The 24,075-nt window shown below is 58.8% G+C and carries 21 protein-coding genes; 10 read left to right on the forward strand and 11 right to left on the reverse strand.

Annotated elements, in window-relative coordinates; genetic code table 11:
- Nucleotides 1-183: 183 nt before the first annotated feature.
- Entirely contained in the window at nucleotides 184-1,560 is a 1,377-nt protein-coding gene (locus tag BLS41_RS28960) for a GntP family permease (protein ID WP_074770909.1), read from the reverse strand.
- Nucleotides 1,561-1,786: 226 nt separating this feature from the next.
- Here BLS41_RS28960 and BLS41_RS28965 point away from each other — a divergent pair, with 226 nt between their 5' ends.
- Entirely contained in the window at nucleotides 1,787-2,770 is a 984-nt protein-coding gene (locus tag BLS41_RS28965; protein WP_074770910.1) for a sulfonate ABC transporter substrate-binding protein, read from the forward strand.
- Nucleotides 2,771-2,861: 91 nt separating this feature from the next.
- On the opposite strand, the gene arsC is transcribed toward BLS41_RS28965, so the two are convergent.
- Together arsC and BLS41_RS28975 are read right to left on the reverse strand one after the other, a co-directional pair.
- Nucleotides 2,862-3,221, reverse strand: coding sequence for an arsenate reductase (glutaredoxin) (arsC, locus tag BLS41_RS28970; RefSeq protein WP_074770911.1), 360 nt, complete (start codon nucleotides 3,219-3,221; stop codon nucleotides 2,862-2,864).
- Between the two features lie 298 nt (nucleotides 3,222-3,519).
- Nucleotides 3,520-3,717 carry a hypothetical protein gene (locus BLS41_RS28975; protein ID WP_143026388.1) on the reverse strand — a complete coding sequence of 66 codons (198 nt, stop codon included), beginning with the start codon at nucleotides 3,715-3,717 and terminating at the stop codon, nucleotides 3,520-3,522.
- Nucleotides 3,718-4,266: 549 nt separating this feature from the next.
- On the opposite strand from BLS41_RS28975, the gene parA reads away from it, so the two are divergent.
- The gene (gene parA / locus BLS41_RS28980) at nucleotides 4,267-4,929 is read left to right on the forward strand and encodes a ParA family partition ATPase (RefSeq protein ID WP_042326592.1); all 663 of its coding nucleotides are present in this window, start codon (nucleotides 4,267-4,269) and stop codon (nucleotides 4,927-4,929) included.
- Between the two features lie 25 nt (nucleotides 4,930-4,954).
- Nucleotides 4,955-6,010 carry a ParB/RepB/Spo0J family partition protein gene (locus tag BLS41_RS28985; RefSeq protein WP_074770913.1) on the forward strand — a complete coding sequence of 352 codons (1,056 nt, stop codon included), beginning with the start codon at nucleotides 4,955-4,957 and terminating at the stop codon, nucleotides 6,008-6,010.
- Between the two features lie 73 nt (nucleotides 6,011-6,083).
- Here BLS41_RS28985 and BLS41_RS28990 read toward each other — a convergent pair whose 3' ends face one another.
- A complete protein-coding gene (locus tag BLS41_RS28990; RefSeq protein WP_074770914.1) occupies nucleotides 6,084-7,436 on the reverse strand; it encodes a replication initiation protein in 1,353 nt (450 codons plus the stop codon).
- A 2,028-nt stretch (nucleotides 7,437-9,464) separates the two neighbouring features.
- Here BLS41_RS28990 and BLS41_RS28995 point away from each other — a divergent pair.
- A complete protein-coding gene (locus tag BLS41_RS28995; RefSeq protein ID WP_074770915.1) occupies nucleotides 9,465-10,691 on the forward strand; it encodes a DNA-binding protein in 1,227 nt (408 codons plus the stop codon).
- A 51-nt stretch (nucleotides 10,692-10,742) separates the two neighbouring features.
- Here BLS41_RS28995 and BLS41_RS29000 read toward each other — a convergent pair whose 3' ends face one another.
- The 3 genes from BLS41_RS29000 to BLS41_RS29010 form a co-directional block, all read right to left on the reverse strand.
- Nucleotides 10,743-11,825, reverse strand: coding sequence for a tyrosine-type recombinase/integrase (locus tag BLS41_RS29000; RefSeq protein ID WP_074770916.1), 1,083 nt, complete (start codon nucleotides 11,823-11,825; stop codon nucleotides 10,743-10,745).
- 70 nt (nucleotides 11,826-11,895) lie between these two features.
- Nucleotides 11,896-12,294 (reverse strand): DUF2471 domain-containing protein, encoded by a 399-nt coding sequence (locus tag BLS41_RS29005; protein WP_074770917.1) that lies wholly within the window; start codon nucleotides 12,292-12,294, stop codon nucleotides 11,896-11,898.
- A gap of 105 nt (nucleotides 12,295-12,399) precedes the next feature.
- Nucleotides 12,400-13,038, reverse strand: a complete 639-nt coding sequence (locus BLS41_RS29010) for a helix-turn-helix domain-containing protein (protein WP_074770918.1) — start codon at nucleotides 13,036-13,038, stop codon at nucleotides 12,400-12,402.
- Nucleotides 13,039-13,227: 189 nt separating this feature from the next.
- Here BLS41_RS29010 and BLS41_RS29015 point away from each other — a divergent pair, with 189 nt between their 5' ends.
- Together BLS41_RS29015 and tdh are read left to right on the forward strand one after the other, a co-directional pair.
- Nucleotides 13,228-14,427 carry a glycine C-acetyltransferase gene (locus BLS41_RS29015; RefSeq protein WP_074770919.1) on the forward strand — a complete coding sequence of 400 codons (1,200 nt, stop codon included), beginning with the start codon at nucleotides 13,228-13,230 and terminating at the stop codon, nucleotides 14,425-14,427.
- Nucleotides 14,428-14,439: 12 nt separating this feature from the next.
- Nucleotides 14,440-15,471, forward strand: a complete 1,032-nt coding sequence (gene tdh, locus BLS41_RS29020) for an L-threonine 3-dehydrogenase (RefSeq protein ID WP_074770920.1) — start codon at nucleotides 14,440-14,442, stop codon at nucleotides 15,469-15,471.
- Nucleotides 15,472-15,517: 46 nt separating this feature from the next.
- Here the strand turns inward: tdh and BLS41_RS29025 are convergent, their stop codons facing one another.
- Complete coding sequence (locus BLS41_RS29025; protein WP_074770921.1) at nucleotides 15,518-16,168, reverse strand: YceI family protein; 651 nt, start codon at nucleotides 16,166-16,168, stop codon at nucleotides 15,518-15,520.
- Between the two features lie 121 nt (nucleotides 16,169-16,289).
- On the opposite strand from BLS41_RS29025, the gene BLS41_RS29030 reads away from it, so the two are divergent.
- From BLS41_RS29030 to BLS41_RS29040, 3 genes are all read left to right on the forward strand, one after another.
- Nucleotides 16,290-16,985, forward strand: a complete 696-nt coding sequence (locus BLS41_RS29030; RefSeq protein WP_074770922.1) for a TetR/AcrR family transcriptional regulator — start codon at nucleotides 16,290-16,292, stop codon at nucleotides 16,983-16,985.
- Nucleotides 16,986-16,999: 14 nt separating this feature from the next.
- Nucleotides 17,000-17,479 carry a nuclear transport factor 2 family protein gene (locus BLS41_RS29035; RefSeq protein WP_074770923.1) on the forward strand — a complete coding sequence of 160 codons (480 nt, stop codon included), beginning with the start codon at nucleotides 17,000-17,002 and terminating at the stop codon, nucleotides 17,477-17,479.
- 225 nt (nucleotides 17,480-17,704) lie between these two features.
- On the forward strand, nucleotides 17,705-18,223 hold the full coding sequence (locus BLS41_RS29040; protein ID WP_074770924.1) for a hypothetical protein: 519 nt from the start codon (nucleotides 17,705-17,707) through the stop codon (nucleotides 18,221-18,223).
- A 411-nt stretch (nucleotides 18,224-18,634) separates the two neighbouring features.
- Here the strand turns inward: BLS41_RS29040 and BLS41_RS29045 are convergent, their stop codons facing one another.
- On the reverse strand, nucleotides 18,635-20,317 hold the full coding sequence (locus tag BLS41_RS29045; protein ID WP_074771249.1) for a Na/Pi cotransporter family protein: 1,683 nt from the start codon (nucleotides 20,315-20,317) through the stop codon (nucleotides 18,635-18,637).
- An 878-nt stretch (nucleotides 20,318-21,195) separates the two neighbouring features.
- On the opposite strand from BLS41_RS29045, the gene BLS41_RS29050 reads away from it, so the two are divergent.
- The gene (locus tag BLS41_RS29050; RefSeq protein ID WP_074770925.1) at nucleotides 21,196-21,390 is read left to right on the forward strand and encodes a hypothetical protein; all 195 of its coding nucleotides are present in this window, start codon (nucleotides 21,196-21,198) and stop codon (nucleotides 21,388-21,390) included.
- Between the two features lie 78 nt (nucleotides 21,391-21,468).
- Here BLS41_RS29050 and BLS41_RS29055 read toward each other — a convergent pair whose 3' ends face one another.
- Together BLS41_RS29055 and BLS41_RS29060 are read right to left on the reverse strand one after the other, a co-directional pair.
- Nucleotides 21,469-22,716: an ATP-binding protein gene (locus tag BLS41_RS29055; RefSeq protein WP_074770926.1), complete on the reverse strand. Its 1,248-nt coding sequence runs from the start codon at nucleotides 22,714-22,716 to the stop codon at nucleotides 21,469-21,471.
- Nucleotides 22,700-23,437, reverse strand: coding sequence for a response regulator (locus BLS41_RS29060; protein ID WP_074770927.1), 738 nt, complete (start codon nucleotides 23,435-23,437; stop codon nucleotides 22,700-22,702). The genes BLS41_RS29055 and BLS41_RS29060 overlap by 17 nt, the downstream gene beginning before the upstream one ends.
- Between the last annotated feature and the right edge of the window lie 638 nt (nucleotides 23,438-24,075).

A 24,075-nucleotide genomic window follows, 5' to 3' on the forward strand; every position in this document is an offset into this window, starting at 1 on the left:
AAGGCACCTCACTTGCGAGCCAGTGTAAGCGGCGAGGACGGCTTGAAATAGACAGCGAGGCGGCAAATCCTGCCAACGTCGGTCACGTTTAGCGCTGCACCGGAGGCCACGCAATCCGGAAAAAGAACTAAAACCCCGGCCGAAGTTTTAATTTTTCCCGGATCAATTGCGAGACTTCCGCAATCAGGTCAACACGCCCCATAACACGAGCGTCAGCGCGAGACCCACGACAGAGACAATGGTCTGAAGCACCGACCAGACCAATACCGTCTGCTTCAATTGCAGCCCGAAGTACTCGCGCACCATCCAGAAACCGGCGTCGTTCACGTGGCAGAAGAACACCGAACCCGCGCCGATGGCGAGCGCCATCAACGAATTGTGCGTCGCGCTAAGACCCGCGACGACGGGGGCGACTATGCCCGCGGTTGTCGTCGTGGCGACCGTCGCCGAACCGGTGGCCTGGCGCAACGCGACCGCGATCAACCAGGCGAGCAAAATCAGCGGCATGTGCGCGCCGACCGCGATCTTGCCAATCGTCGTGCTGATGCCCGCGACGACGAGCGCCTGCTTCAAGCCGCCGCCCGCGCCGATGGTCAGCAGCAGCGCGGCGATCGGCGGCAAGCTTTTGCGCAGAATGCCGCCGACGCGTTCGCGTGCCATTCCGCGCGACCAGCCGAGCGCCACCACGGCGAACAGCACGGTGAGGCCAAGCGCGATCAACGGCTCGCCGAGGAAATTCAGCGCGTCGAACAGGAAGGTCTCCGGCTGAAGAAGCAGTTTGGCGACCGTGCGGCCCAGCATCAGTACGACGGGCAACAGGATCGTAATCAGCGAGATGGCGAAGCTCGGCGGTTCGCCAGTGTCTTGCTGCGCGGAAAAAAGCTTACCCATTTCCTCCGGCTCGGCGACGTGCATCCGTTTTGACAGCCACATCCCATACAGCGGCCCCGCAAGAATCACGGCCGGAATCGCGACGATCACACCAAGGCCGAGCGTCAGCCCGAGGTCGGCATGCAGCGCGCTCACCGCGATCAACGGACCCGGATGCGGCGGCAACAATGCGTGCAGGGTCGTCATGCCGGCCAGAGCCGGAATCGCAATGCGAAGAATCGGCTGCTGCGAGCGACGCGCCATCACGAAGATGATCGGCACCATCATCACCAGACCAACTTCGAAAAAGAGCGGCATGCCGATGATCAGCGCGACCAGCGCCATCATCCACGGCAGCGTGCGCGGCGTGGAGTGCTCGAGGATAGTCGACACAAGCCGGTCGGCGGCGCCCGATTCGGCCATCAACGCACCGAGCATCGCCCCCAGCGCAATGATGATGCCGACATCGCCCAGCAACGAGCCTGCACCTTTGCTGAAGGCGCTGGCGACGGCTTCGAGCGGCAGGCCGGCCGCAAAGCCCGCCGCGAACGTGCCGACAAGAATCGATAGAAACGGTGCAAGTTTTAGAACGCTGATAGCGATGATGATCAGTGCGAGTCCGAGTACGCACGACAAGATCAATTGAGTGTCGTGGGATGACCACGGCGCGAGTGTTGTCGTTAGATGCACGATGTCCCTTTGTTGATTAACGCAGCCGCGGCCACGCGCGGATGACGAATTGTAGCGGCGGCGGCTCGGCTTGATGCAGCGGAGGTGGGGCGCGCGTCATAGCAGTTGGCGCGTGGCTCGCGAGTGATTTGCTTATGCGAATTTATCGGTTCGTCCAGGCTTGCAGACGAATTATCGTCGGAGCCAATCGGTCCGTTTTGCGTCCGTCTTTTAAACGAGCACTTTTATGTCCCGTCATCCGCTGCTTACGCGCCGCGCGTTTCTCGCTGGCGTGGGTGCGTCGCTGGCCGCAGCCACCTTGCCCGGCGTGTTCTCATCCGCTTTTGCCGCCGATACACACGCAAAGGAATTTCGTATCGGCTATCAGAAAGCAGCCAGCACGCTCGTGTTGCTCAAGTCGCATGGCACGCTTGAAAAGCGACTTGCCTCGCAAGGCATTACCGTCAAATGGACCGAATTCCCCGCCGGGCCGCAATTGCTTGAAGGGCTGAATGTCGGTGCGATCGATTTCGGCTATGTCGGCGAGGCGCCGCCGGTGTTCGCGCAGGCGGCGGGCGCCAACTTCGTCTACACCGCCTATGAAATTCCGACGCCGCACGCCGAAGGCATCCTCGTGCACCCGGATTCGTCGATCAGAACGCTCGCCGATCTGAAGGGCAAAAAAATCGCCCTGAACAAGGGCTCGGACGTGCACTGGTTTCTGGTTGCGGCGCTCCAGAAGAGCGGGGTGAAGTACAGCGAGATTCAGCCTGTCTTCCTTGCACCCGCTGACGCGCGCGCGGCCTTTGAGCGCGGTGCGATCGATGCATGGGCGGTTTGGGATCCGTTCCTTGAAGCCGCGAAGCGTCAGTCGAATGCGCGCTTACTCGCCGACGCGGAAGGGATTGTGAGCCATCACCAGTTCTTCCTGAGCGCGCGACCGTTTGCGCAGCAAAACGGCGACGTGCTCGCAATCACGATGGATGAAGTCAGCAAGGAGGGAGCGTGGGTGCGGGCGCACTACGGCGAAGCAGCAGCACAACTCGCACCCATTCAGGGACTCGACGCTAGCGTGATCGAAGCGGGCTTGCGGCATTACGCGCATATCTATAAGCCCGTCGACGGGGAAGTGCTTGCCGAGCAGCAGCGGATTGCGGACACGTTCAGCGATCTTCGCATCATCCCGACGAAGATCGTCACGAAGGATGCGGCGCTGCCGGCTAAGGCTTAACGTGCGCCTTTGAGTCGGAGGGCGGAGCGGGCGCATAACGCGCATTGTGATTCGTATTCGGCGAAAAGGCTTTCTTGTCGGCAAACACTCGTCACTCAAATAGCGCCGCGACGTTTTCCGGCGGCCGGCCGATCACGGCTCGCCCATTCCGAACGACGATAGGTCTCTGTAGAAGGATGGGGTGTCTGGCGATTGCTTCGTATAGCTGGGAGTCGGTCAGGGATGCGTCGGACAGCTGAAGCTCTTTGTATTCGGCTTCAGTGTCTCGAAGGATGTCGCGGACGGTACAGCCCAGTTGTGCTTGGATCTGCTTGAGTTGCGCGACGGAAAGCGGATGCTTCAGATACTCGACGACTTCCGTTGCTTCATTGGCGAGGTTGTAAGTGCTGGTGATTAGCTCGCAGGTGGCTCGCGATTTGGAACAGCGTGGGTTGTGATAGATGGTGATCATGGGCGTGGATGGAGTGATGTAGGGGTGGTCCGGATTTTGGATGGATTCTAGCTGGTGGAGGGGAGGGGGTGACGGAGGAGGGGGGCTTTATGCGCATAAAGTGCGTAAGCGCCGATGTCCTACGCTGGCGGTCTGTCGACGCGGCTAAAAAGCCGCTCGTGTTTTGGAGTCGGGACGGGCTCAACTGCCCCCGTAATTGCTTGGTAGATCGACTCTGAGTCGGCTGCGCTCGATGACGGCCAGTTTTACGCTAACGCCGTTGCACTCATTCGCCTAGGCCAATGGCTTGGGCTACGTCTTAGTAGTCCAGATGCGAGATTATCTCAGCGGCTATCGCACCCTCGATCAGTGTCGTGTTGACCGCGAGCATCCGGTTCTGAACTTCGGCGGCCGCCATCGCGGCCATAGAGCAAGGCGCTCTGGCGACACACGCAGCAGTCGACGGCCGCTGCTTTGTTGTTCCGGTAGGTTTCTTCCACATAATCGGCATATCCATGCGTTTCATGCTTCATGAAATGCGCCGCCCAGAGGATCACGAATAGGTCGGCGGTAGGCGCCATAGCCGCCTGTAGCACACTAACCAATTGGTCACCGTCATCTAGCAGATGACTTTCCACCCTATTGGGGTGCGCATCGCCCATTCACGCGATGGACTTTATGCGCATAAAGTCCATGCGCGCCATCTACGTCCGCCCGCGAAAACTACAGGCACACCGCGAGTGTTATTGAATCGGACCTAGCGCTTAATCGAAGTAGCCGCATCGATCAAACAATCATGACGACACCTTCCAAGCCCAGTGCCCGGCACACCCCCGGCCCTAAGAGCAGGCTCTCCAACTCACCAATCTTCGGTTGCCGATAGCACAGACTTTCTCGCCATAGATGCATGCATTCGCGCCCCCCTCTCTGTCCGCGCATGCATCCACCTCTTTATGCGCATAAACCTAACCCGAACGGCTAATTCTTCTTTTGTTTACACAAAAACAATTGAAATGGAAATCCATCCAGGTAAAATCCATTTGCGTCTAAAAAGAGGAGGTGAATATTGGCAGCAGAAATCATCGCGGTAACTCAGCAGAAGGGTGGGGTCGGGAAGAGCACAATCGCGATGCACCTCGGCGCTGCGTTTCATGAGAAAGGCAAGCGCGTCCTGGTTGTCGACGCGGACGGACAGAACACCCTGATTCACTGGGCCAGTGCTTCATCAGACGGCGATACCGGCATTCCCTTTCCGGTCATCAATCTCTCTGAAGCGGGCAGCCAGATTCACCGCGAGATCAAGAAGTTTGTGGCCGACTACGACATCATCGTGGTCGATTGCCCTCCCTCCATCACAGAGAAAGTATCCGGCGTGGTTCTTCTCGCCGCGAGCGTCGCTGTGATTCCCACATCGTCTTCACCCGCCGACTACTGGTCGAGCATTGGTTTGGTCAAGCTCGTCCAGCAAGCTCAGGTCATGAACGAGGACCTGCGCGCCGTCTTCCTGCTCAATAAAACCGAAGAAAAGCGGATGCTGACGCGTGAACTGAAGCGCGCGCTGGAAGAGCTTGGTTTCCCGTTGCTCAAAACCCAGATTCCAACGCGCGAAGCCTACAAGCAGGCTATGGCACTAGGACAAACAGTGCTCCAGATGAATGACCGCGGCGCGAAGTTGGCCGCACTTGAAGTCCGGGCATGCGCGAACGAGATCGCCGCGCTGCTCCCGTGAAATTTATGCGCATAAAGGACCCTGAATGAAACCCTCCCAATTTGCCAAAGGCTTTCAAGCACGTCCTGATACGACCAGCAGTGAAAAGCGAACAGCACTCGATCGTCTGAATGCAATCGACGGTCTGGTTAAGAGTGGCTCCAGGAGCAACGAAGTAGCAGGGCGCGCCGTTGCAGCCGTTGTCCCGCAGTCGGAGCCAGAAGCTGATACGAGCGACGCAGCAAACGAATCGGCCGCATATCGTGCGTGGAGGCTTGAACACGGGTATCGCCCGAGCCAGGTCATCGAGTTGCCGCTTAAGACGATCAAGCCGAGCCCCTTCAATCCCCGGCACTTCTATCTGAAGTCGTCCATTGCTGAGCTCGCTGTCAATCTGGCGAAGCAGGGACAGCAACAGGCGATTCACGTTATTCCCGACTACGAGAACCCCGGGACCTACTTCGTCAGTGACGGTGGCAGGCGTGTGCGCGCGCTGAAAGAGGCGAACAAGGAGTTGGTGAAGGCGATCGTCATCGATCTGCCTATCGGCATTCAGAGCTACAAGCTCGGCTACGACCTCAATGTCCAGCGCGATTCGCAGACGGTGTTCGACAACGCAGTCGTCTGGAGGCGCTTCCTGGATGATCGGCATTTCCAGAGTCAGAAGGAACTGGCGGAACATCTCGGGCTGGACGAATCGACCGTCGCGGTCGCCTTGTCCATTGCAAAGCTGCCCGAACCTGTCATGCATGAGATGGTCGCGCGACCGGATAGATTCGGCTCGAACATGGCGTATCAGGTAGGCCGATATCACACCGCCCGCGGTGCCGATGCAACTCTGCGTCTGATCAACAAAATCCTCTCCGACGATCTGAGCACGCGGCAAGTCGCGGACATCGTGAAGGGAAGGGCGAGCGCTCAGGAAAGCGTCAAACCGGCGGGACGTCAACGCTACGCGCAGCGGATGGAAATCAAGCTCGACGGCGTACCGGTAGGGGATCTCAAATCATACGGAGATGATCGAATCGAACTACGTTTGAAGGGCCTCTCGCGTGAGAAGCGCGATGACATTCTTCGCCAGATTGAGAAGATGCTGAAGTAAGAAGGCGGAAATTACCGCCGAGACCAAAGACAGGGCAGGGCGGCTCGTCACTCGAGCCGCCACCCCAAGATGATCAAGCTGCGCGCGATTGGCTCAGCGTGAAGGCGAGCAGGTCGCCATCGGTCGGCTCACCCCAGGTCTTGCGGGCCAGCCAGTCGAAAAATGCAGTTTCGACAATCTTCGAATCCAGTCCACGACGACGCCAGTCGTCACGCATGTGTGTGCCGAGCCCCGGCAACTCATCTTCCTCGAACGATTGCCGCGCGACTTCCCGTTCGGAATCGCCCTGTTCGTTGTATAGCGCGTACGCTTCCTTGCGACGATATGCCGAATATTCGCCGAGCAATCGGGCTTTGAGATCGTCGGCCGGTGCAGCGATCGAGGCCTTCCCGGGTGTATTCCCCGAAGGCAGCGCTTCGACCGGCGGCGCATAACCTTTCTTCAACGCATCCTTGAACAGCGCGGGCGCGCTACGCACCGGCGGCAACGATGTGCTGCGCATGCGTTGTTCTGTCATCTGCAGAGCGGCGCGAATACGGTTTTCTTCGCTGTCGGCATACAGCGTTTGCGCTTCTTTCAGCGGGATGCCGATCTTCACCATCCGGTCGACCAGCGTGCTGTCGAACACATTGGGATGCTCGTCGAGCGCGAGCATAGGCTGCTTGCGTTCGGTCACACGGAACTGGATTTCGGCGACACGCCGTCCTTCGCGATGCTCGATCAGCTCGACAAAGATATTCGTGACCGCGTTGACTTCTGCGATCGCGGGGCGCAAGTAATCACGCTTGAAATACTTGTATTCGCGCTTCGCTTCGTCGCCGGCTTCCGTGTCGGGCGTGCCCGACAGAATCGGGCGCCACCATTCCCACGTCTCGCGCATCGTCAGGTGACTTGGGTTAGTCAGATAGCGGACGCAAATCTCGTAGAGCGCCAAACCCGCGCTGCTACGCAACTGACTCTGGAACTGAAGACTCAGGCGAGCGTACTGAACCGGATCGAGCAACTTCTTCTTGATCTTCGGCGCAAACGAAAATTCCACCCAGACACGCCGGGTGGTGGGATCTTCAAGAATTTCCGCGTCGGCAATCAGCGTGGAAATACCCCATTTGCGACCAGGCTTCTGACTGGACGTACCCGTACTCCACTCAACCTGAACCGACACCATGCGCCGCAGATGCTCCTTGACGAGCGCCGTGTCGTTGGAATCGAATGCGGAATTGGCCACGATGTCGGACAGCAGAGCCCGATAAGTGTCGCCGGATTCATCCGCTTGCTGAGCGACGGCGAGCAGCACGTTGAACAGCTTGCGGGTAAGCAGCGTGATTTTCCCGCTTTTCGGCTGAATAGCGATCGCCTCGACCGCCTTACGCAATTCGGCCGAGCTCGGGCTGACTACATCTGTCTTCTTCGCGCGCTTTGTGGCCATACGTCTGGTCGGAGAGGGATTTCGCGAGAGCATACCGGCTGTGGTGATACGCGTCTATAGCGTATATCTCACCGTTCCCGGTGAAGTGAGTTTACGAGGCGCGACTCACCTCGAGCAACTCCCGAAAACCCTCACCTCACCGGTTTACGCCAGGTTCGGGCGATCCTTGCAGATCGCGGCGCTTCGAATTTTGGGCTTTTGAGTGCCGCGCGCGATCGGGAGGAATTTGATCCCGAATATGCTCACCTTAAAAAATTTTGAGGATTTTTTGTGGCGACACCTGGTTTCGCGGGATGGGACGGCGACTTGGTCGGAAGGGGAGGGGGGCGGGGTATAGCGATGCCGGAACCTGCGCTCTCAAGCGCCTCGCGACCCACTATTTCCCGAACACCACCTAACGCAGCGCGGCCGAAAAGCGGGGGATCTCGCCGTTAACACCTGTCGGTAGACATCTCCATTGCCGCGCCTACGGTCGAGAGCCAGGAAACGGACTATAGGGCTGCAGCAAAGGAATTTGGGGCCGCCTTGCGCCCGTGCAGTCCCGTCAACACCGACCTACGGCGATTTTTACGCGACGGCGAAGCCAAAATGACTCGTTAACACTCGCCACTCCGAGGGACAAGTCAGGTTTACAGCGTCAAACATCCCCGAAAAAGCTCACCTTTGCATCAACCCGATTCCCGAAAAGACGCGGCTTTCGGCAAAGCAGCCCCCAAAATGCACCTAAAAATCCTCCTGAAAAGCCTCACCTTTCACCACCACCGTTAAATATTTGCACTTCCAGCGACAGCTCCTGAAAACGCTCACCTATGATGTCGAAGACAAAATAAATCAATCATTTCATGCACTTAAACAATTCTAAAAATGAATACTCCTGATAGCGGCCCCCGGATTTCCTCACCTTAAACCGTATTTTGGCGAAAGCCCGCGCCCCAAGTCACTATCTTGCATCCTCCCGAAAAACCTCACCGATAGAATTCAACACCGGCAGCTTGGGAGTTAACCAACCGCCATCTGCAGGGCTTTTCAGGCCCATGTCGACCGCTTTGCTCCTGCATTTCCTCACCTGTGCGGCTAAAACCCGTCTCAAAGCCTCCCGAAAAACCTCACCTTTAGCCAAAAACCGGGCGATTCAAACGACCACGACGTATACGAAGCGACATCTCCCGAATCTCCTCACCTTTCCAATTTCCATACCGCAGGCACCGATCGATGCTGTCGGCGAAACTTGCCGCAGACCAGATTCATACTCCCGAAAAAGCTCACCTAAGGTGTCCACTTGCCTGAAATTGATGCAAAAACGCGCTGCGGCCCCGTAAAGTCTCACCTTCGGTTCGCGTTTTCTCCCGACTTGACTCACCAATGAGGTTTACAGCCTCGGAATAGGGCTAAAAATCACGGTTCGAACCGGTCCCGAAAGCGCTCACCGTAGGTCCTACGAGCTTCAGGTCCGAGTTTTCCGTGTTAACGGGTGATTCACGGCCGTCAGGTCCCGCAAAATCTCACCTTTCGCCAAACCCCTTGTTGGCCCCGGCTCCTGAACCCGCTCACGTTCTGTCCCGGACCTGCTCACCGAGGCCCCCGAACCTCATCACTCCAGAATCCCGCAAGACCTCACCACGTCTCCCGCAAAGCTTCACCTTACCGGGCTAGAACCCCCACCAGGTAAGGCTTTGCCGTGGCGTTAACGTTTTTAACATGGGTTCAAAGGTGTTTACTTTTATTACTCTCTAGAATCGCAACCCCGCGAGCCCTCCGGATAACACCTCCCAACCGCATAGCCTCCATGAAACGTCCGTGAAACAGTGCGCGATCATGAAGAAACCCTTAAAAACTCTTTTTTTACAAGAACTTATTGGCTATTCTTCGTTTTGTTTCACGGAAAAATACAGCGAAGACAGGTTCATCAGTTAACCTGAAGCCTAAAAGCACAGCAATTCGTTCAAATCTACCTAGCGCAAACAAATAAGTAGCGAATACTACGTAAATTGTTATGATTCATCCAATTCGAGCGACATCGAGGTAGATATGAATCTGGACCAGGAACGGCAAGCTATTCGCGAAGAGCTTGAAACGATGAGAGCGCAAGGGGTCCGACGGCAGGACCTGTCCCTTCATGCGTGCAAGAGACTCTTCTTCGACTTGGGCATTCGGCCCTCCATGGCTGCAGTTCGTGACCTGACTCAGACTGGCAGTGCGAGCGATATCCCAAAAGACATCGATAATTTCTGGGAGCGCATTCGAAATGTGTCTCGCGTCAAAGTAGGCGCCGGGGCGATTCCAAAAGCGCTGGAGGATCGCGCGGGCGAACTGCTAGGTGCACTGTTCGAGGAAGCAGTCGGTCATGCCCGAGCGAGTCTCGAGGGGGAACGGGAAGAAATTCACGCCCAAATTGGGATCGCGGATCAGCGGGCAAGAGACGCGGAAATTCGCCGCGAAGCCTCCGACGATGCGATCAGGCGCACTGAAATAAGGGCAGAAGCGGCTTGGGAGCGGGTGCGCGTGCTCGAAGCCGAACTGTCTAGCGCCACCACGCACGGCAATGTTCACCAGGAAAGCTTGCAGGCAACAGTTCGCCGACTTGAACGCGAAAATGACGCACTGAGTCAGCGCCTGAACAGTGAACAGATCACAAATGCGACACTTCGCGATCGAATTGACGCATTACATGTTGAATTGCGCCAAAGCACCGAACACTATGCGCAGCAGATCAAGGACGCGGTTGCTGAAGCGGAGCGGCGCGTTAAGCCAATGCTGGTCGAACTCGACTCGTTGCGCAGCATGGCCGCGACTTATCAGTCGGGTGTTCGCGACGCGAGTCGCAAGGAATTTGAGTTTATTCAGCAAATCGCGGCCGCCAAGGCGCGCGGCGATCGACTCGACGCCCAACTGCGCGAGCAATCAGACGAAGTGGATGCGTTGACCAAGGAGGTTACCGTGTTGCGCGGCCAGCAAGGTATCGATCCGGCGATAGCGAGCCTGCTTTGTTCGCTGGTCGATGCGGGTCGGCTGACAAATGACGAGTTGAACATGATCGGCACTGCCGCGGACGGTCACGTCACGCTGCCGCCCCGTTGCCCAAAGTGTGACGAAGGTGAGCCGGAGTTATCGCAGGTCGATCACCGGTTTGAATTGCTCTGTCCGGAATGCGACCATTCGTCTGGACTCGGAGAATCAAGACTGGCGGCGGTCAGCCGGTTTTTATCGGCCGATTCGATTGCAAGTCCGGAGCGAGAGTTCGACGCGGTTCGGTGACGCGTCGAACGTCAAAGGTGAGGAAATTCGGGACCTGAAAGGTGAGGACTTTCAGGGCTCGCCAGCTCCCGCTTTTCTTGTCAAACGCCCGTCGCGTCTAGGTGCGGGCAAAGGCGGGGCTGACGGATCGGGTTGGTCGGCGGTGGGCGATTCCTGCTGATCCGCCCATGTTTGCCACGCCCGATACAGGCGATTCGCCGATACCGCTTGCACAAATCCCAACCATTGCCCAACCAGTTCCGCTTCGACTCCGCTCTCGAAAAGATCCGCAGCAAAGGTGTTTCGCAATGTTTGCGGACTGGCGCGCGATTTCCGGGATGCGGAAATTCCGGCGGACTCGACCAGCGCATCGACCGCGCGCAGCATCGTGGCTTTGTGCATCGGACGTCCAGACGGAGAGGCGGGGAAAACCAGATTTCCCGCCAATTCCGAAAGACGCCGTTCAGCAAGCCAGGCGTCGAGAATCGCCGCGGCAAAAGGTGCGAGCCGTGTGCGACGCGTCAACATCGGGTTGGTTGCCTCGATCGTCACCCATGGCGAACCCGCACTCACGCAACTAACCGTAAGCGAAGCTGCCTCTCCCGTCTTCAGACCACCCCCGAGAAAGACTGCAATCAACGCGCGATCGCGACGTTCTCTCCAGCGCTGTGCGACGGACAAATCCGGCAACGGCGCAAACAGTTGAGCGATCAACGCGGTTCGTTCTGCATGGTTGAGAAAACCGGTGGGTTCGTTGTCGCGTGCATTTCGCCACGCTGCTTCGCCATCCTGAGCAATGAAACGAGCCGGGTTGGTGGAAGCGGATTCGATTTCCCGCACGTGATCCAGAACCCGCTCGATTAGCCGCAAATAGCGTACTCGCTGTGGTTTCCGTATTTCCAGCCCGGCGACGAATTCGGCGATAGCAGCGGTATCGACGGAGACGAGAGTCTTCTGGCGCGCGCCAAGCCATTCGAGAAAAAGCCCCCACTGCGCCTGATAGACCTCAGCCGATGAACGTCGGAAGTGCTGCTTCGCGAGCCAGGCATCGAAAGCGATTTGCGGATCGCGACGCCAGTCTTCCCGTTGCTGATCGAAGAGATCGGTTGAAGGCGCAGGGCGTGGAACCGGGTCCGACAAGTGAGGAGGTGACATAAGCTATCTTTCCGTTAGTTGCGCATATTGTAGATGCCAACCGATGAAAATACAGCCTTCATCTGCCGCTTTAGCCGCCCCAGGGACGTGCGCGTTTCAAGCCAGAGCTTGCCGAAGTCGACTGCGCGGCGCGGCGGGCGGCTTCTTCATAAGCGCTGACAGCAAACGCAAACACCGCCGGCAACGCGGTGGACGTGCCGAAATCCACGCCTTCATCAGTTTCCGGGTAAGGCAGATCGGACGGCCGCTGGAACAGCCCCAGCATTAGTGCGTCGTGCCGGCTGGCAAAACCGAGGTCTGCGAGAGCTTCGGCTTCGATAGCGTGCAGCAAACGCCACGTGAGCGGCACCTGCTGAACGATGTAACGTGCAGCGATATTGCGCACGATACGTTCGAGATCGCGCGCCGCGGTTTGGTAGCGCAGCGCGGCCAGAGCGTGATCGGTAGGGTCGGAAATCAGGTTGTTCATTATCGGCTCCAGTCGATAACCAATACTGTACAAACATACAGTGTTAGATGCAACCTCGGCCAAACGGCCAATCCCGGCAACTTCCTGCAGCGGTGCGCCAGGACTTCAGCCGTGGATCACCACTAGCAGCGCCTTCGCCTCGCCCTTTCCCACATTGCGGATCGCGTGCGGCTCGTCGGCGACATAGCGCGCCGTGTCCGCAGCCTTGAGCCGCCTGGTCGTGCCGGCCGCTTCGATTTCAATCGATCCATTCAGCACCGTCAAATGCTCACGCGTACCCGGCTCGTGCGCGTTCGACACCAACGCGCCACCCGCTTGCAGCGTCAACTCGTACCACTCGAATTTGCCGGCCAGCTCAATAGGCCCCCACACACGCAACTGATATCTGGCGTCGTGCCCGCTCAACGTGGGAATGTCATGCGGACCCGAAACGGCAATGGCCTCCGGCGCTTTGGGCGGCGCAAACAGCGAATCGAGGCTGACGCCGAGCGCATTGGTCAACCGCCACGCGACCGCAATGGTCGGATTGGCCTTGTCGCGCTCGATCTCCGACAGCATCGATTTCGACACGCCGGCCGCGCGCGACAGATCGTCGAGCGTCATCCGCCGTTCGGCGCGCAAACGCTGAATCTGCTCGCCGACGCGCGGCGGTGCAGCAGTCGCCGGGACCGACGCTGTGCCTGAGGTGGCCGCCGCACTGCCCGCAGTGCGGCGAATTCCCGAACTTGCCATTTCCTGATCCATCGTTTAGAGTTGTTCGATATACCGGATTTTAGTTCGGAAAAACGAAAAAATCCGATAAAACTGACAGCCGACTATAACAGGCCGCTTCTTCCGCGCCCATGCCGAATGCACTCAAGCCGAAGCTACCGCTACCGCTAAGGCTGAAGCCGACGCAGATGCGGGCGCCCCCATTCATCAGGAGTCTGCTTCATGCGTGACCAATACCTCGCCCACCTGCGCGGCACCCTCGATCAGATCCGCGCCGACGGGTTCTACAAGAACGAGCGGGTGATCGACAGCCCGCAGTCGGCCGACATCCGCCTGGCCAACGGCGCGGCCGTGCTGAACTTCTGCGCGAACAATTACCTGGGCCTCGCCGACGACGCCCGCCTGATCGAAGCCGCCAGGCGCGGCCTCGACAACGACGGCTTCGGCATGGCGTCGGTGCGCTTTATCTGCGGCACGCAAACCGTACACAAACAGCTTGAGCACGCACTCGCCGCGTTCCTTCAAACCGACGATTGCATCCTCTATTCAAGCTGTTTCGACGCGAACGGCGGCCTGTTCGAAACCCTGCTCGACGACAACGACGCGATCATCAGCGACGAGTTGAACCATGCGAGCATTATCGACGGCGTGCGGCTTTCGAAGGCGAAGCGTTTTCGCTACAAGAACAACGACCTCGCCGATCTCGAAGCCAGACTGAAAGAGGCGGACGCCGCCGGCGCGCGCTTCAAACTGATCGCGACCGACGGCGTGTTCTCGATGGACGGCATCATCGCCGACCTCGCCGGCATCTGCGATCTCGCCGACCGCTACGGCGCGCTGGTCATGGTCGACGACTCGCATGCGGTGGGTTTTGTCGGCGAACACGGGCGCGGCACGCCGGAACATTGCGGTGTGCTGTCGCGCGTCGACATCATCACTGGCACGTTGGGTAAAGCATTGGGCGGTGCGTCGGGCGGTTATGTCGCGGCGCGCAAAGAGATCGTGGAATTGCTCCGCCAGCGCTCGCGTCCCTATCTGTTTTCGAACACGTTGACGCCGAGCATTGCCGCCGCGTCGCTGAAAGTGCTCGAACTTCTCGCGAGCGACGAAGGCGCGCAATTGCGCGCACGTGTCCGCGAAAACGGTGCGCACTTCCGCAGCAAAATGAGCGCGCTCGGCTTCACGCTCGTGCCCGGCGAACATCCGATCATCCCGGTGATGCTCGGCGACGCGCAGCTCGCGTCGAAGATGGCCGACGCGTTGCTGAAGGAAGGCGTGTACGTGATCGGCTTCTCGTTCCCCGTCGTGCCGAAAGGCCGCGCGCGAATCCGCACGCAGATGAGCGCCGCGCACACGCCCGAGCAGATCGACCGTGCGGTCGATGCATTCGCGCGCGTCGGCCGTGAACTCGGCGTGATCTGAACGGAGACGCAGATGAAAGCATTGGCAAAACTCGAACGCGCGCCGGGCCTCACGCTCACTGACGTCAAGAAGCCCGAAGTCGGACACAACGACGTGATGATCCGCATCACCCGTACCGCGATTTGCGGCACCGATATCCACATCTGGAAGTGGGACGATTGGGCGCAAAAAACCATTCCCGTACCGATGCATGTCGGGCATGAATACGTCGGCGAAATTGTCGAGATGGGACAGGAAGTGCGCGGATTTGCGATTGGCGACCGCGTGTCGGGCGAAGGGCATATCACCTGCGGTTTTTGCCGTAACTGTCGCGCGGGGCGCCGTCATTTGTGCCGCAATACGGTGGGCGTCGGCGTGAATCGTGAAGGCGCGTTCGCCGAATATCTGGTGATTCCCGCATTCAACGCGTTCAAGATTCCGCCCGAGATTTCCGACGACCTCGCCGCGATTTTCGACCCGTTCGGCAACGCGACGCATACGGCGCTGTCGTTCAATCTGGTCGGCGAAGATGTGTTGATTACGGGCGCGGGACCGATCGGCATCATGGCGGTCGCGATTGCGAAGCACGTCGGCGCGCGCAATGTCGTGATTACCGACGTCAACGATTACCGGCTCGAACTCGCACGCAAAATGGGCGCGACGCGCGCGGTGAACGTATCGCGTGAATCGTTGCGCGACGTGATGGCCGATTTGCACATGACCGAAGGGTTCGACGTCGGGCTGGAAATGTCCGGCGTGCCGAGCGCGTTCACGAGCATGCTCGAAGCGATGAATCACGGCGGCAAGATTGCGCTGCTCGGCATTCCGCCGGCGCAGACCGCCATCGACTGGACTCAGGTGATCTTCAAAGGTCTCGAAATCAAGGGCATTTACGGGCGGGAGATGTTCGAGACCTGGTACAAGATGGTGGCGATGCTGCAAAGCGGTTTGGATCTTTCGCCGATCCTCACGCACCATTTCAAGGTAGACGATTATCAGCAGGCGTTTGCCACGATGTTGTCCGGCGAAAGCGGCAAAGTGATTCTCGACTGGACCGACGCTTGAGTCAGCGCTAACAACCAATGCTGTATCTCGAACGCCCGCATCGCGCTTACGCGCCTGCGGGCGTTTTCACGAATTCGGCCTGAATTCGCACATGAATATCGTCGCCGACAGCGGGATACCACGTCGCCAGTCCAAATTTCGCGCGGCTGAAATGGCCGTCCGCTGAAAAACCGAGCGTGTCTTTTTTCGTGAGCGGATCGGGGGCAAAGCCGTTAAAAGTCACGTCGAGCGTGACAGGTTGCGTGACGCCGCGAATCGTCAGATCACCAGTCAACGTGCCGCGCGATTCGCCGGTGCGCTCGAAACGTGTGCTCGCAAAACGGATCTCCGGATAACGCGTCACGTCGAGCATGTTGTCGCCTTTCACCATCTTGTCGAGCAGCGGCACGTTCGTATCGATGCTCGCCGCGTCGATCGTGATCGCTGCCGTGCTTCGGTCCAGACCGCCGTCATTCCAGTCCAACTGACCCTGCTTGCGATCGAACCGTATCGTAAAGCGCGAGTATTTGAAGTGATCGATGTCGAAGGTAATGCTCGTGTGATCGGGATCGACTTCGTATCGTCCGGCGGGTACGCGCGCCTCGTTCTGGCTGACCGAATGCGTGAGCACCTGCACCGGTGTGCAGGCGATTGCCGTCAGCAACAGTGCGCCAGGCAGCGCGCGCGCCAGCATGACGCGAACAGAGAATGAGTTCATGACGCCCGTTCCGGTTGAACAACGTTGACCATCATCGCCGATCAAGATAGCAGCTAGCGTACCCACCTCGCCAGAACACAAACAACTTGACGAGGGAGAACGATCATTCTACCCTTCGCACATGGCTACAGAAACTCATGTTCAATCGGCCGCACCCGGCAGCGCGCGCGAGCGTCTGCTGGATGCCGCCGAAGCGTTGGTGTACGCGGGCGGCATCCATGCAACCGGCGTGGATGCGATCGTCAAGCAATCTGGCACTGCGCGCAAAAGCTTCTACACGCATTTCGAATCGAAAGATGCGTTGGTCGCGGCCGCACTCGACCGGCGCGACGAACGCTGGATGAACTGGTTTATCGCCGGTACGCAAAGTCGCGGCAAGACCGCACGAAAGCGGCTGCTAGGCATGTTCGAGGTACTGCGCGAATGGTTTGCGTCGGACGATTTTCACGGTTGTGCGTTTTTGAATGCGGCCGGGGAAATTGCGTCGGCGGAAGATCCGATCCGGCTGGTCGCGCGCAAACATAAGGAACGTCTTCTCGAATTCGTGCGAACCGAGTGCGATGCGTTTGCCGCAGAGGCCGACATCGACGCGCGGCGCGTTGCGCTGTTGTCGCGCCAGTGGTTGATTCTGCTCGACGGCGCGATTGCGGTTGCGCTGGTGAGTAGCGACGCCGATGCCGCACGTGACTCGCAAGCCGCCGGCGAAATCCTGCTCGATGCGCAAATCGCAGAAGAATCGGACAAGCACCGAAGAAGCAAACCCGCAAGCCCGTCCATCAACCGGCGCCCGTCATCCCGACGCACCGCAACTGACTGAGGAACTGAATCATCATGGCCGATTCGATCGAAACCCGCCCACCGCTGCCGCCATTCACGCGTGAAACCGCGATCCAGAAAGTGCGTGCCGCGGAAGACGGCTGGAATACCCGCGATCCCGAACGCGTGTCGCTCGCGTACACGGTCGATAGCGTGTGGCGCAACCGCGCCGAATTCACGAACGGGCGCGCGGAGATTGTCGGCCTGCTGCGCCGGAAATGGGCGAAGGAACTCGACTACCGGCTGATCAAGGAACTGTGGGCATTTACCGATAACCGCATCGCCGTACGTTTTGCTTACGAATGGCACGACGATTCGAACAACTGGTTTCGCTCATATGGCAACGAGAATTGGGAGTTCGACGAGCACGGACTGATGGCGCGCCGTCATGCGAGCATCAACGATCTGCCGATTCGCGAAGCGGACCGCCTGTACCACTGGCCGCTCGGCCGCCGTCCCGATGATCATCCGGGGCTGTCGGATCTCGGCCTCTAAACTTATCTTCCACTCCTGAAGGTGAATGCGCGTCGCGTATTCACCGCTTTGCCATCGGTTCTCCGTTATGGTTATGGTTCGAGGCTGCGGGCGCACGTAGTGTGCCCGCGCGTCCGAGTGCAACCTCAACATCGTCGGCGCGGGTTGAGGTACAGTGCGCGACGGACGGCACGCACATGGCCAGAACATAGATGACACCAGCGCTCGACTGGTGACGGAGAACACATGCACTTTCGGCAGATCAACAAGAACATCCGACGTACCGCAGTGGCGCTCGTGGCGAGCCTCGCGGCCGCATCCGCAGCGCACGCGGGCAACTGGTGCGAAGGCGGCGTTTGGGTCGACGCAATGCTCGGCTCGTATCACATCGACCCCGATCCGAATACCAACTTCAACGAGTTCAACCCGGGCCTCGGCGTCGAATGCTGGATCAACAATCAATGGGCGGTGACGGCGGGCGGCTTCCGCAATTCGCTGCGCCGGCCTTCTTACTATGGCGGCGGAGTGTGGGCGCCGGAGTTCGCGCACTGGGGCATCGTGCGGATCGCGGCGATGGGCGGGATTATCTCCGGCTATAACTACGGCAACTGGGGACTCGGCCGTAACCATACGATCGGACCGGTGGTCGCGCCAATCGTGATGCTCGAGTACAAGCGCGTCGGCGCGAACTTCATCGTGATTCCGCCGATTCCTTCGGACAATCTGCCGTTTACGATCGGGTTTCAGGTCAAGGTGAAGTTCTGACCGCGATAGGTGAGCTTTTTCGGGGGCTGGATTTATCGCCCTCGAATTGTGGCTGCCAGCCGGATTGAATGCCTCTGCGTAACACCATCGTCGATCGTATTTTCTCCGCGAAGAGGAGGCCTCCAAACAGAAATGTGCGTAACGGTACGCATATTCTGAATAGTGAGGATATCCAGGAGCACAAATCCGACGCGATCGGCCAGATCGCAAAGGTGAGGAATTCCAGGTAGCGGATCTGCGGGAAAATCGCTAGAGGTGAGCGATTGCGGGATGGTGAGGATATCCAGGGGTCCAGGCCGCACCTGAAAAATAGTCCTTCCCAGATGCCCTGGCGTTCAGTTTTCATGCAAATCAATGCGCCCGTGAAACCTGCATTGGCCGCGTAAACCAGGCCATAGAACCCGCCGCCATCTACCGGAACTCAGACGCAGTTCTGGCAATTGCCCGCGAGTAATGCGCGATCTGTCTGCCCTGCTCGATCAGATCCATGACCAGGCGGTAACTCAGCACATCCATCTTGTCGGCCAGTTGAAGTTTGGTCAGTACGGCCTGGCGAGCGGCCGTCGCCATCGTTTCGATTTCGGCCTTCGCTTCGACGACGGCGGCGGCTTCGTTGTCCTTTTCCTCGTCGATCGTTGCAATCGCACGTTCGAGGTTGAGCATCACGGTCGCCCCAAACTGGGTCGTCGCGTCGTCCCACAAGCGCGTGAGATCGACCTGATGCGTCAGCCTTTGCTGACTGACGGAAACCAGATTGGTCGCGACGATACTGCTGATGCTTTCCAGACTCGTCGCCACTTGCGCGAGCCCAACCAGTTGCTGACCTTCCGACTCGGAATGTTCGACCTGCGATAGCTCGCCGATATATTGGAGAATCTGCGGCGCCAGCCGCTCAACTTCCTTGTCCTGTTCGAGCAGCCGCCGGATATCTTCGATCGTGCCGGTGCCTACCATCGTCGAACCGTTGCGAACAATTTCCAGAACCAGTTGACCGAAACGCGTCAGCTCAAGGCGGACTCGCTGAAGTCCCAATGACGGCACCGTCAGCGACGATGTGTCGAGGTAGACCGCATCTCCCACGGGCTTTTCTTTTTTCTCGCGGCTTGGCGCGATCAATTGCGCGAGTTTGGCGATTGGTCCCGTGAACCAGATCAGGATCAACGTGCTGGCTACGCTGAATATCGTGTGAGTGTTGGCAACCTGGCGCGGCGTTTCGGCAGCGAGTTTCGCGAGACCGTGCAACTCCGGGTAGGACGGCGAGATATGCCGCACCAGATTCGCCATCTGCGGAATGAAGAAGACCCAGAACATCACGCCGACAAGATTGAAGATCAGATGCACGACGCCGACCTGGCGAGCCTCGGCCGGTTTGCCGATAGACGCGAGCAGCGCCGTTCCGCAGGTGCCCACGTTAGCGCCGAGGATCAACGCAATGCCCGCTTCCAGCGGCATCAGCCCTTGCGCGCCGAGTGCGATCACGATGGCGAGCGTCGCGGCGGAGCTTTGAACGATGGCGGTAAACACTGCGCCGACCACGATGCCTAGCACCGGGTTCTCCATATTCTGCATGGCGTCGATGAACGGCTGGAACGTGCGTAGCGGACGCGTCGCATCGCCCATCAACTGGATGCCGAGAAACAGCAGCCCAAGCCCCAGCACCACTCCGCCGATCTGCTGAAGCAGATCGCGCTTGCTGAACGCATGCAGCAGAAAGCCGAGCGCGAGCATGAATGGCGTCAGCTTCGAGACGTCGAACGCGACGAGTTGCGCGGTGATCGTCGAGCCGATATTAGCGCCCATGATCATCGGCACGGATTGACTGAGCGTCATCAAACCTGCGGAGACGAAGCCGACCATCAACACCGTGGTGATCGTCGACGAATTCAGCAGCGCGGTGACGAGCGCGCCGGCCAGCACGCCGCGAAAGCGGTTCGCGGTCAGCGTGCCTAGCAGCGACTCCAGCTTGGGGCCGGCGATGGATTTCAGACCCGCCGTCATGAATTCCAGACCGAGAAGGAACAGCGCAAGACCGCCGAGCAACAGTCCCGCGATTTCGACGAGATTCAGGCCGGCCGGTTCGATGCCAGGAGTCATATTGTTTTGCCTTTTGTCATGATGCGCATTCCTCAAATGAAGCATTGCGAACGGTTCGCGCAATGCCTTTCCGTATGCACTACTTCCGACTCGATGACGAATTGGACTGACTCAATGCAGTTAATACAACTTCACAATCAGGTTAAGGATACGAACTTTAAGGTTCGCGAATCAAAGACTCAAGATCTGCTGAAAGACGAATTGCGAACGCGGGATTTTGTCCGGCAACCGTTGGACATCATGATTCGATTGCCATTGTTCAGGCGATCTGGGTTATCTGAAATGCGGTTCGTCGAGCAGTCGCATCGGTACCCATGGACTGTCATTTCTATAATAGGCGCTCTGGATTCGAAAGCGCAACGTAGCGGATCGTGTGCGTGTGAGAGAACCGCCAGGCACGCACGTTGACGCGATTTGCTCAAAGGTGAGACGTTCCAGGAGGTCGATTCTCCATGTCGAAAGGTGAGTAATTCCAGGAGGTATCGGCAAAGGTGAGGAATTCCAGGAGGTGAGTCATGGCCTTCGTCAATCCGCACCGGCTGCAAGGTGAGGATTTCCAGGGAGTCCTCCCGCAACGTTCTGTGGTGACGCAAGAGGACTTGCCGAACTCACCCGTCGCTCGAACTAACGGCTACCCGACTCCTTACATCGTCTTCCATATACAAACAAAGCGTGAGCGTGCAAAGCGGCATCGCCCAGCATCGCAGGGTCGCTGTAAACAGGCTGCACGGCGACGCTCCCCGGTCCGCTGGATCGGCTTCGGCTGTCACGCTTTGCTGCGGTTGTAACGGCTTCGTAAAACATGATCTTCCGTCGATTGATAAGTTTTGGATAACGCAATGACTGTGCGTCGACATCAATCTATCGAAGGAGCAAGTATGAAGAAGCTATTGGCAATCGCGGTCGTGGCCGCGCTGAGCGCGACCTTGAGCGGATGTTTCTGGGGACCGCCTCCGGGCTGGGGCGGCGGTGGCCATGACCACGGTGGGCCTGGCGGCGGTGGCGGCCCCGGCGGCGGCGGCGATGGTCCGCATGGCGCGATCGTCGTTCCGGGCCACGTCGCTCAGGGCTGAGCGTCCGTCCAGTTCAGTGAGATACAGCGAGAAAGCCGCGTGAGCAGTCACGCGGCTTTTTTTACAGCGAGTCGTTTCCTAGGCGGGGAACGTCATCGACACGACGAAGCCGCCGTCGACAGCGTTATCCGCGTGAAAAGCGCCGCCGTTATAGCGCACGAGGCGTCGCACGATGGCGAGCCCCAGGCCGCAATGCGCGTCGCCGCTGCGGGCTTCGTCGAGGCGCACGAACGGTTGCAGCGCACGGTCGAGCTGGCTGCCGGGAATGCCGCTGCCGTGGTCTCGCACCTGAAGCGTGTAATGCCCGTTGTGTCGTGACGTGGATATCTCGACCGGTGGATCGCCATACGTCAGCGCGTTCTCGATCAGGTTCGTCAGAATCCGGTCGAGGTCGACGAGCGGCAAACCGAAGCCATCGCCGGCTTGCAGATCGAGGCGCACGAGGGCGTCGTCCGCGAGACTGTCGCCGTAATGGCGACGGCAATGGGCATCCACATTCGTATTGGGCGAAGCGTCCGCCGTCTCGCGCGCGAAATCCAGAAACTGCGTGACGATGCGCGACAACGACTCCACATCGCGCAGAAAGCCGCGACGGTTCGCTTCATCGGGCAGCAGATCGGCGCGTACCTGCATGCGCGTGATCGGTGCGCGCAGATCGTGCGCGACGCCCGCCAGCATGACTGCGCGCTCCTGGTCGGCTTGCGCAAGCTCATGCACCATCTGATTGAAGTCGCCGATCAACTCCTTCACTTCGCGCGGTCCGCTCGCCTTGACAACCGGCGCGCGATGGCCGATGCGAAACTCGCGCGCCGCAAGCGCCAGCCGATGCAAGGGCCGCTGCAAATGCCATGCGGCGAACAGCGCGACGATCACCGCAAACGCGAGCATGACCGCCTGCGCGCCAATGAATCGGCGCGCGGGCAAGATGCTGTTTTTCAACACGAGCCAGCCTGGGTGGCCCGCATATTGAACCCAGATCGTGCCGTTAGAAGGATCGGCCACCACGTGACTGCCGCTCGGCAGCTTCGCGCGCAAGTCTCTCTCGAACGGGCCGGAGGTGTTGTCGCACGGCGCGGAACAGCCCTGGCTGATCGCGTCGTTGCCGTTCACATACGTGATGCCGAGCGTCTCCGACACCAGCGATGCCGGGAGCGGCTTGCCCTGCTCCGATTCGAGCGCGAGCAGCAACGCGCGTTGCGCATGGCCGGTGTCGATCTGGCCGCGTTCGCTGTCGACGAGAACCACAGCGGTGATGTGCACCAGTACGATCAGGCTCACCGTCATCAACGAGAGCCTGCCAAACAGCGTGTTAAAGGGATTCTTCATCGTCACTGCCGCCGGGCACGAACATATAGCCGGTGCCGCGTATGGTCTGGATACGGCGAGGGTTGGCGGGATCGTCTTCGAGCAGACGGCGCAGGCGCCATACCGGTACGTCGATACCGCGCTCGGTCACTTCGGAGTAAGGGCCGTGCAGCAGATCGACAAGCCGCGAGCGCGACAGCGTTTCCATCGGATGCTGGGCGAGCACTTCGAGCAGCGCATATTCGCTGCCGGTCAGCTTGAGCGGCTCTTCGTCGCGAAACAGCGTGCGGCTCGCGAAATCGAGCCGGAAGCGGCCGAAGCGCAGCGCATCGCGTTTCTCGACCGGCGCGGGCGCGGCGGCGGGTTGTGCGTGCCGGCGCAGCACCGCGTGGATGCGCGCCAGCAGTTCCTGCGGCATGAACGGCTTGCCGAGATAGTCGTCGGCGCCGAGTTCGAGACCGACCACGCGATCCACGCCGTCGGCACGCGCCGTCAGCATGATCACGGGAATCGTGTCGCCGCTTGCGCGCAACTGGCGCAGCGCACTGAGGCCGTCGACGCCAGGCATCATCAGATCGAGCACGATGATCGACGGCCGCTCGCGTTCGAGCCGACGAGCCAGATGGTTGGCGTCATGCAGCACGGACATGTCGATGCCGCGTTGCTGGAAGAAGGTGCGGAGAAGGTCACGCAGGTCGGCGTCGTCGTCGACCAGTAAAACCTGGATGGGCGTGTCGGACATGGCTGGGCCCTGATCGATGAGGACAATTGATGGGCGGCGTCGCCGCTCCTGTCACACATCGCAATATAGCGAATCGCGTGGTAGCAGCGGTTTCGGGTTCTTATGCACGCTTACAGTTTATTACGGTGCGACGGCTTGTGACGCTTTGCGTCGATGCGGATGCGATTGACGATGCCTGAGGTCGAGAGGTGAGGATATTCGGGAGCCGACAAGGTGAAGATGTGCGTGCCTGTTGTCGCACTTCAGGCGCACTTTAGCCGATAAGGTGAGGGAATACGGGAGCGCGATTGATTAAGTCATTCGCAGTCTGCGGTCCAAACCGAACCGGACGGCATGTCGAAGAAATTTCTTCAAAGATAATAAACAAAAGCAATTTATACCGAATAAATTTTTGATTTTATACAGGTAAAATTGTCAATAAATTAAATAGAAAAATTTGTCTATTGTCAAAGATGGTTCTGCAGAATACGCGCTAATTTTGCCAGCTAGCCAGCCGCGGCAATGCGTTTAGCATTGCAAAACCACCATCAACACAGAGTTTTTTGCACAACGAACACTTTCGCGCCTTGTCGGCCCCGCGCGAATTGCCGCAATAAAAAGGCATTAAATAACGGCACTTCAAGACAAAACTTTAGCAA

This window comes from Paraburkholderia fungorum, from assembly GCF_900099835.1.
Classification (GTDB): domain Bacteria; phylum Pseudomonadota; class Gammaproteobacteria; order Burkholderiales; family Burkholderiaceae; genus Paraburkholderia; species Paraburkholderia fungorum_A.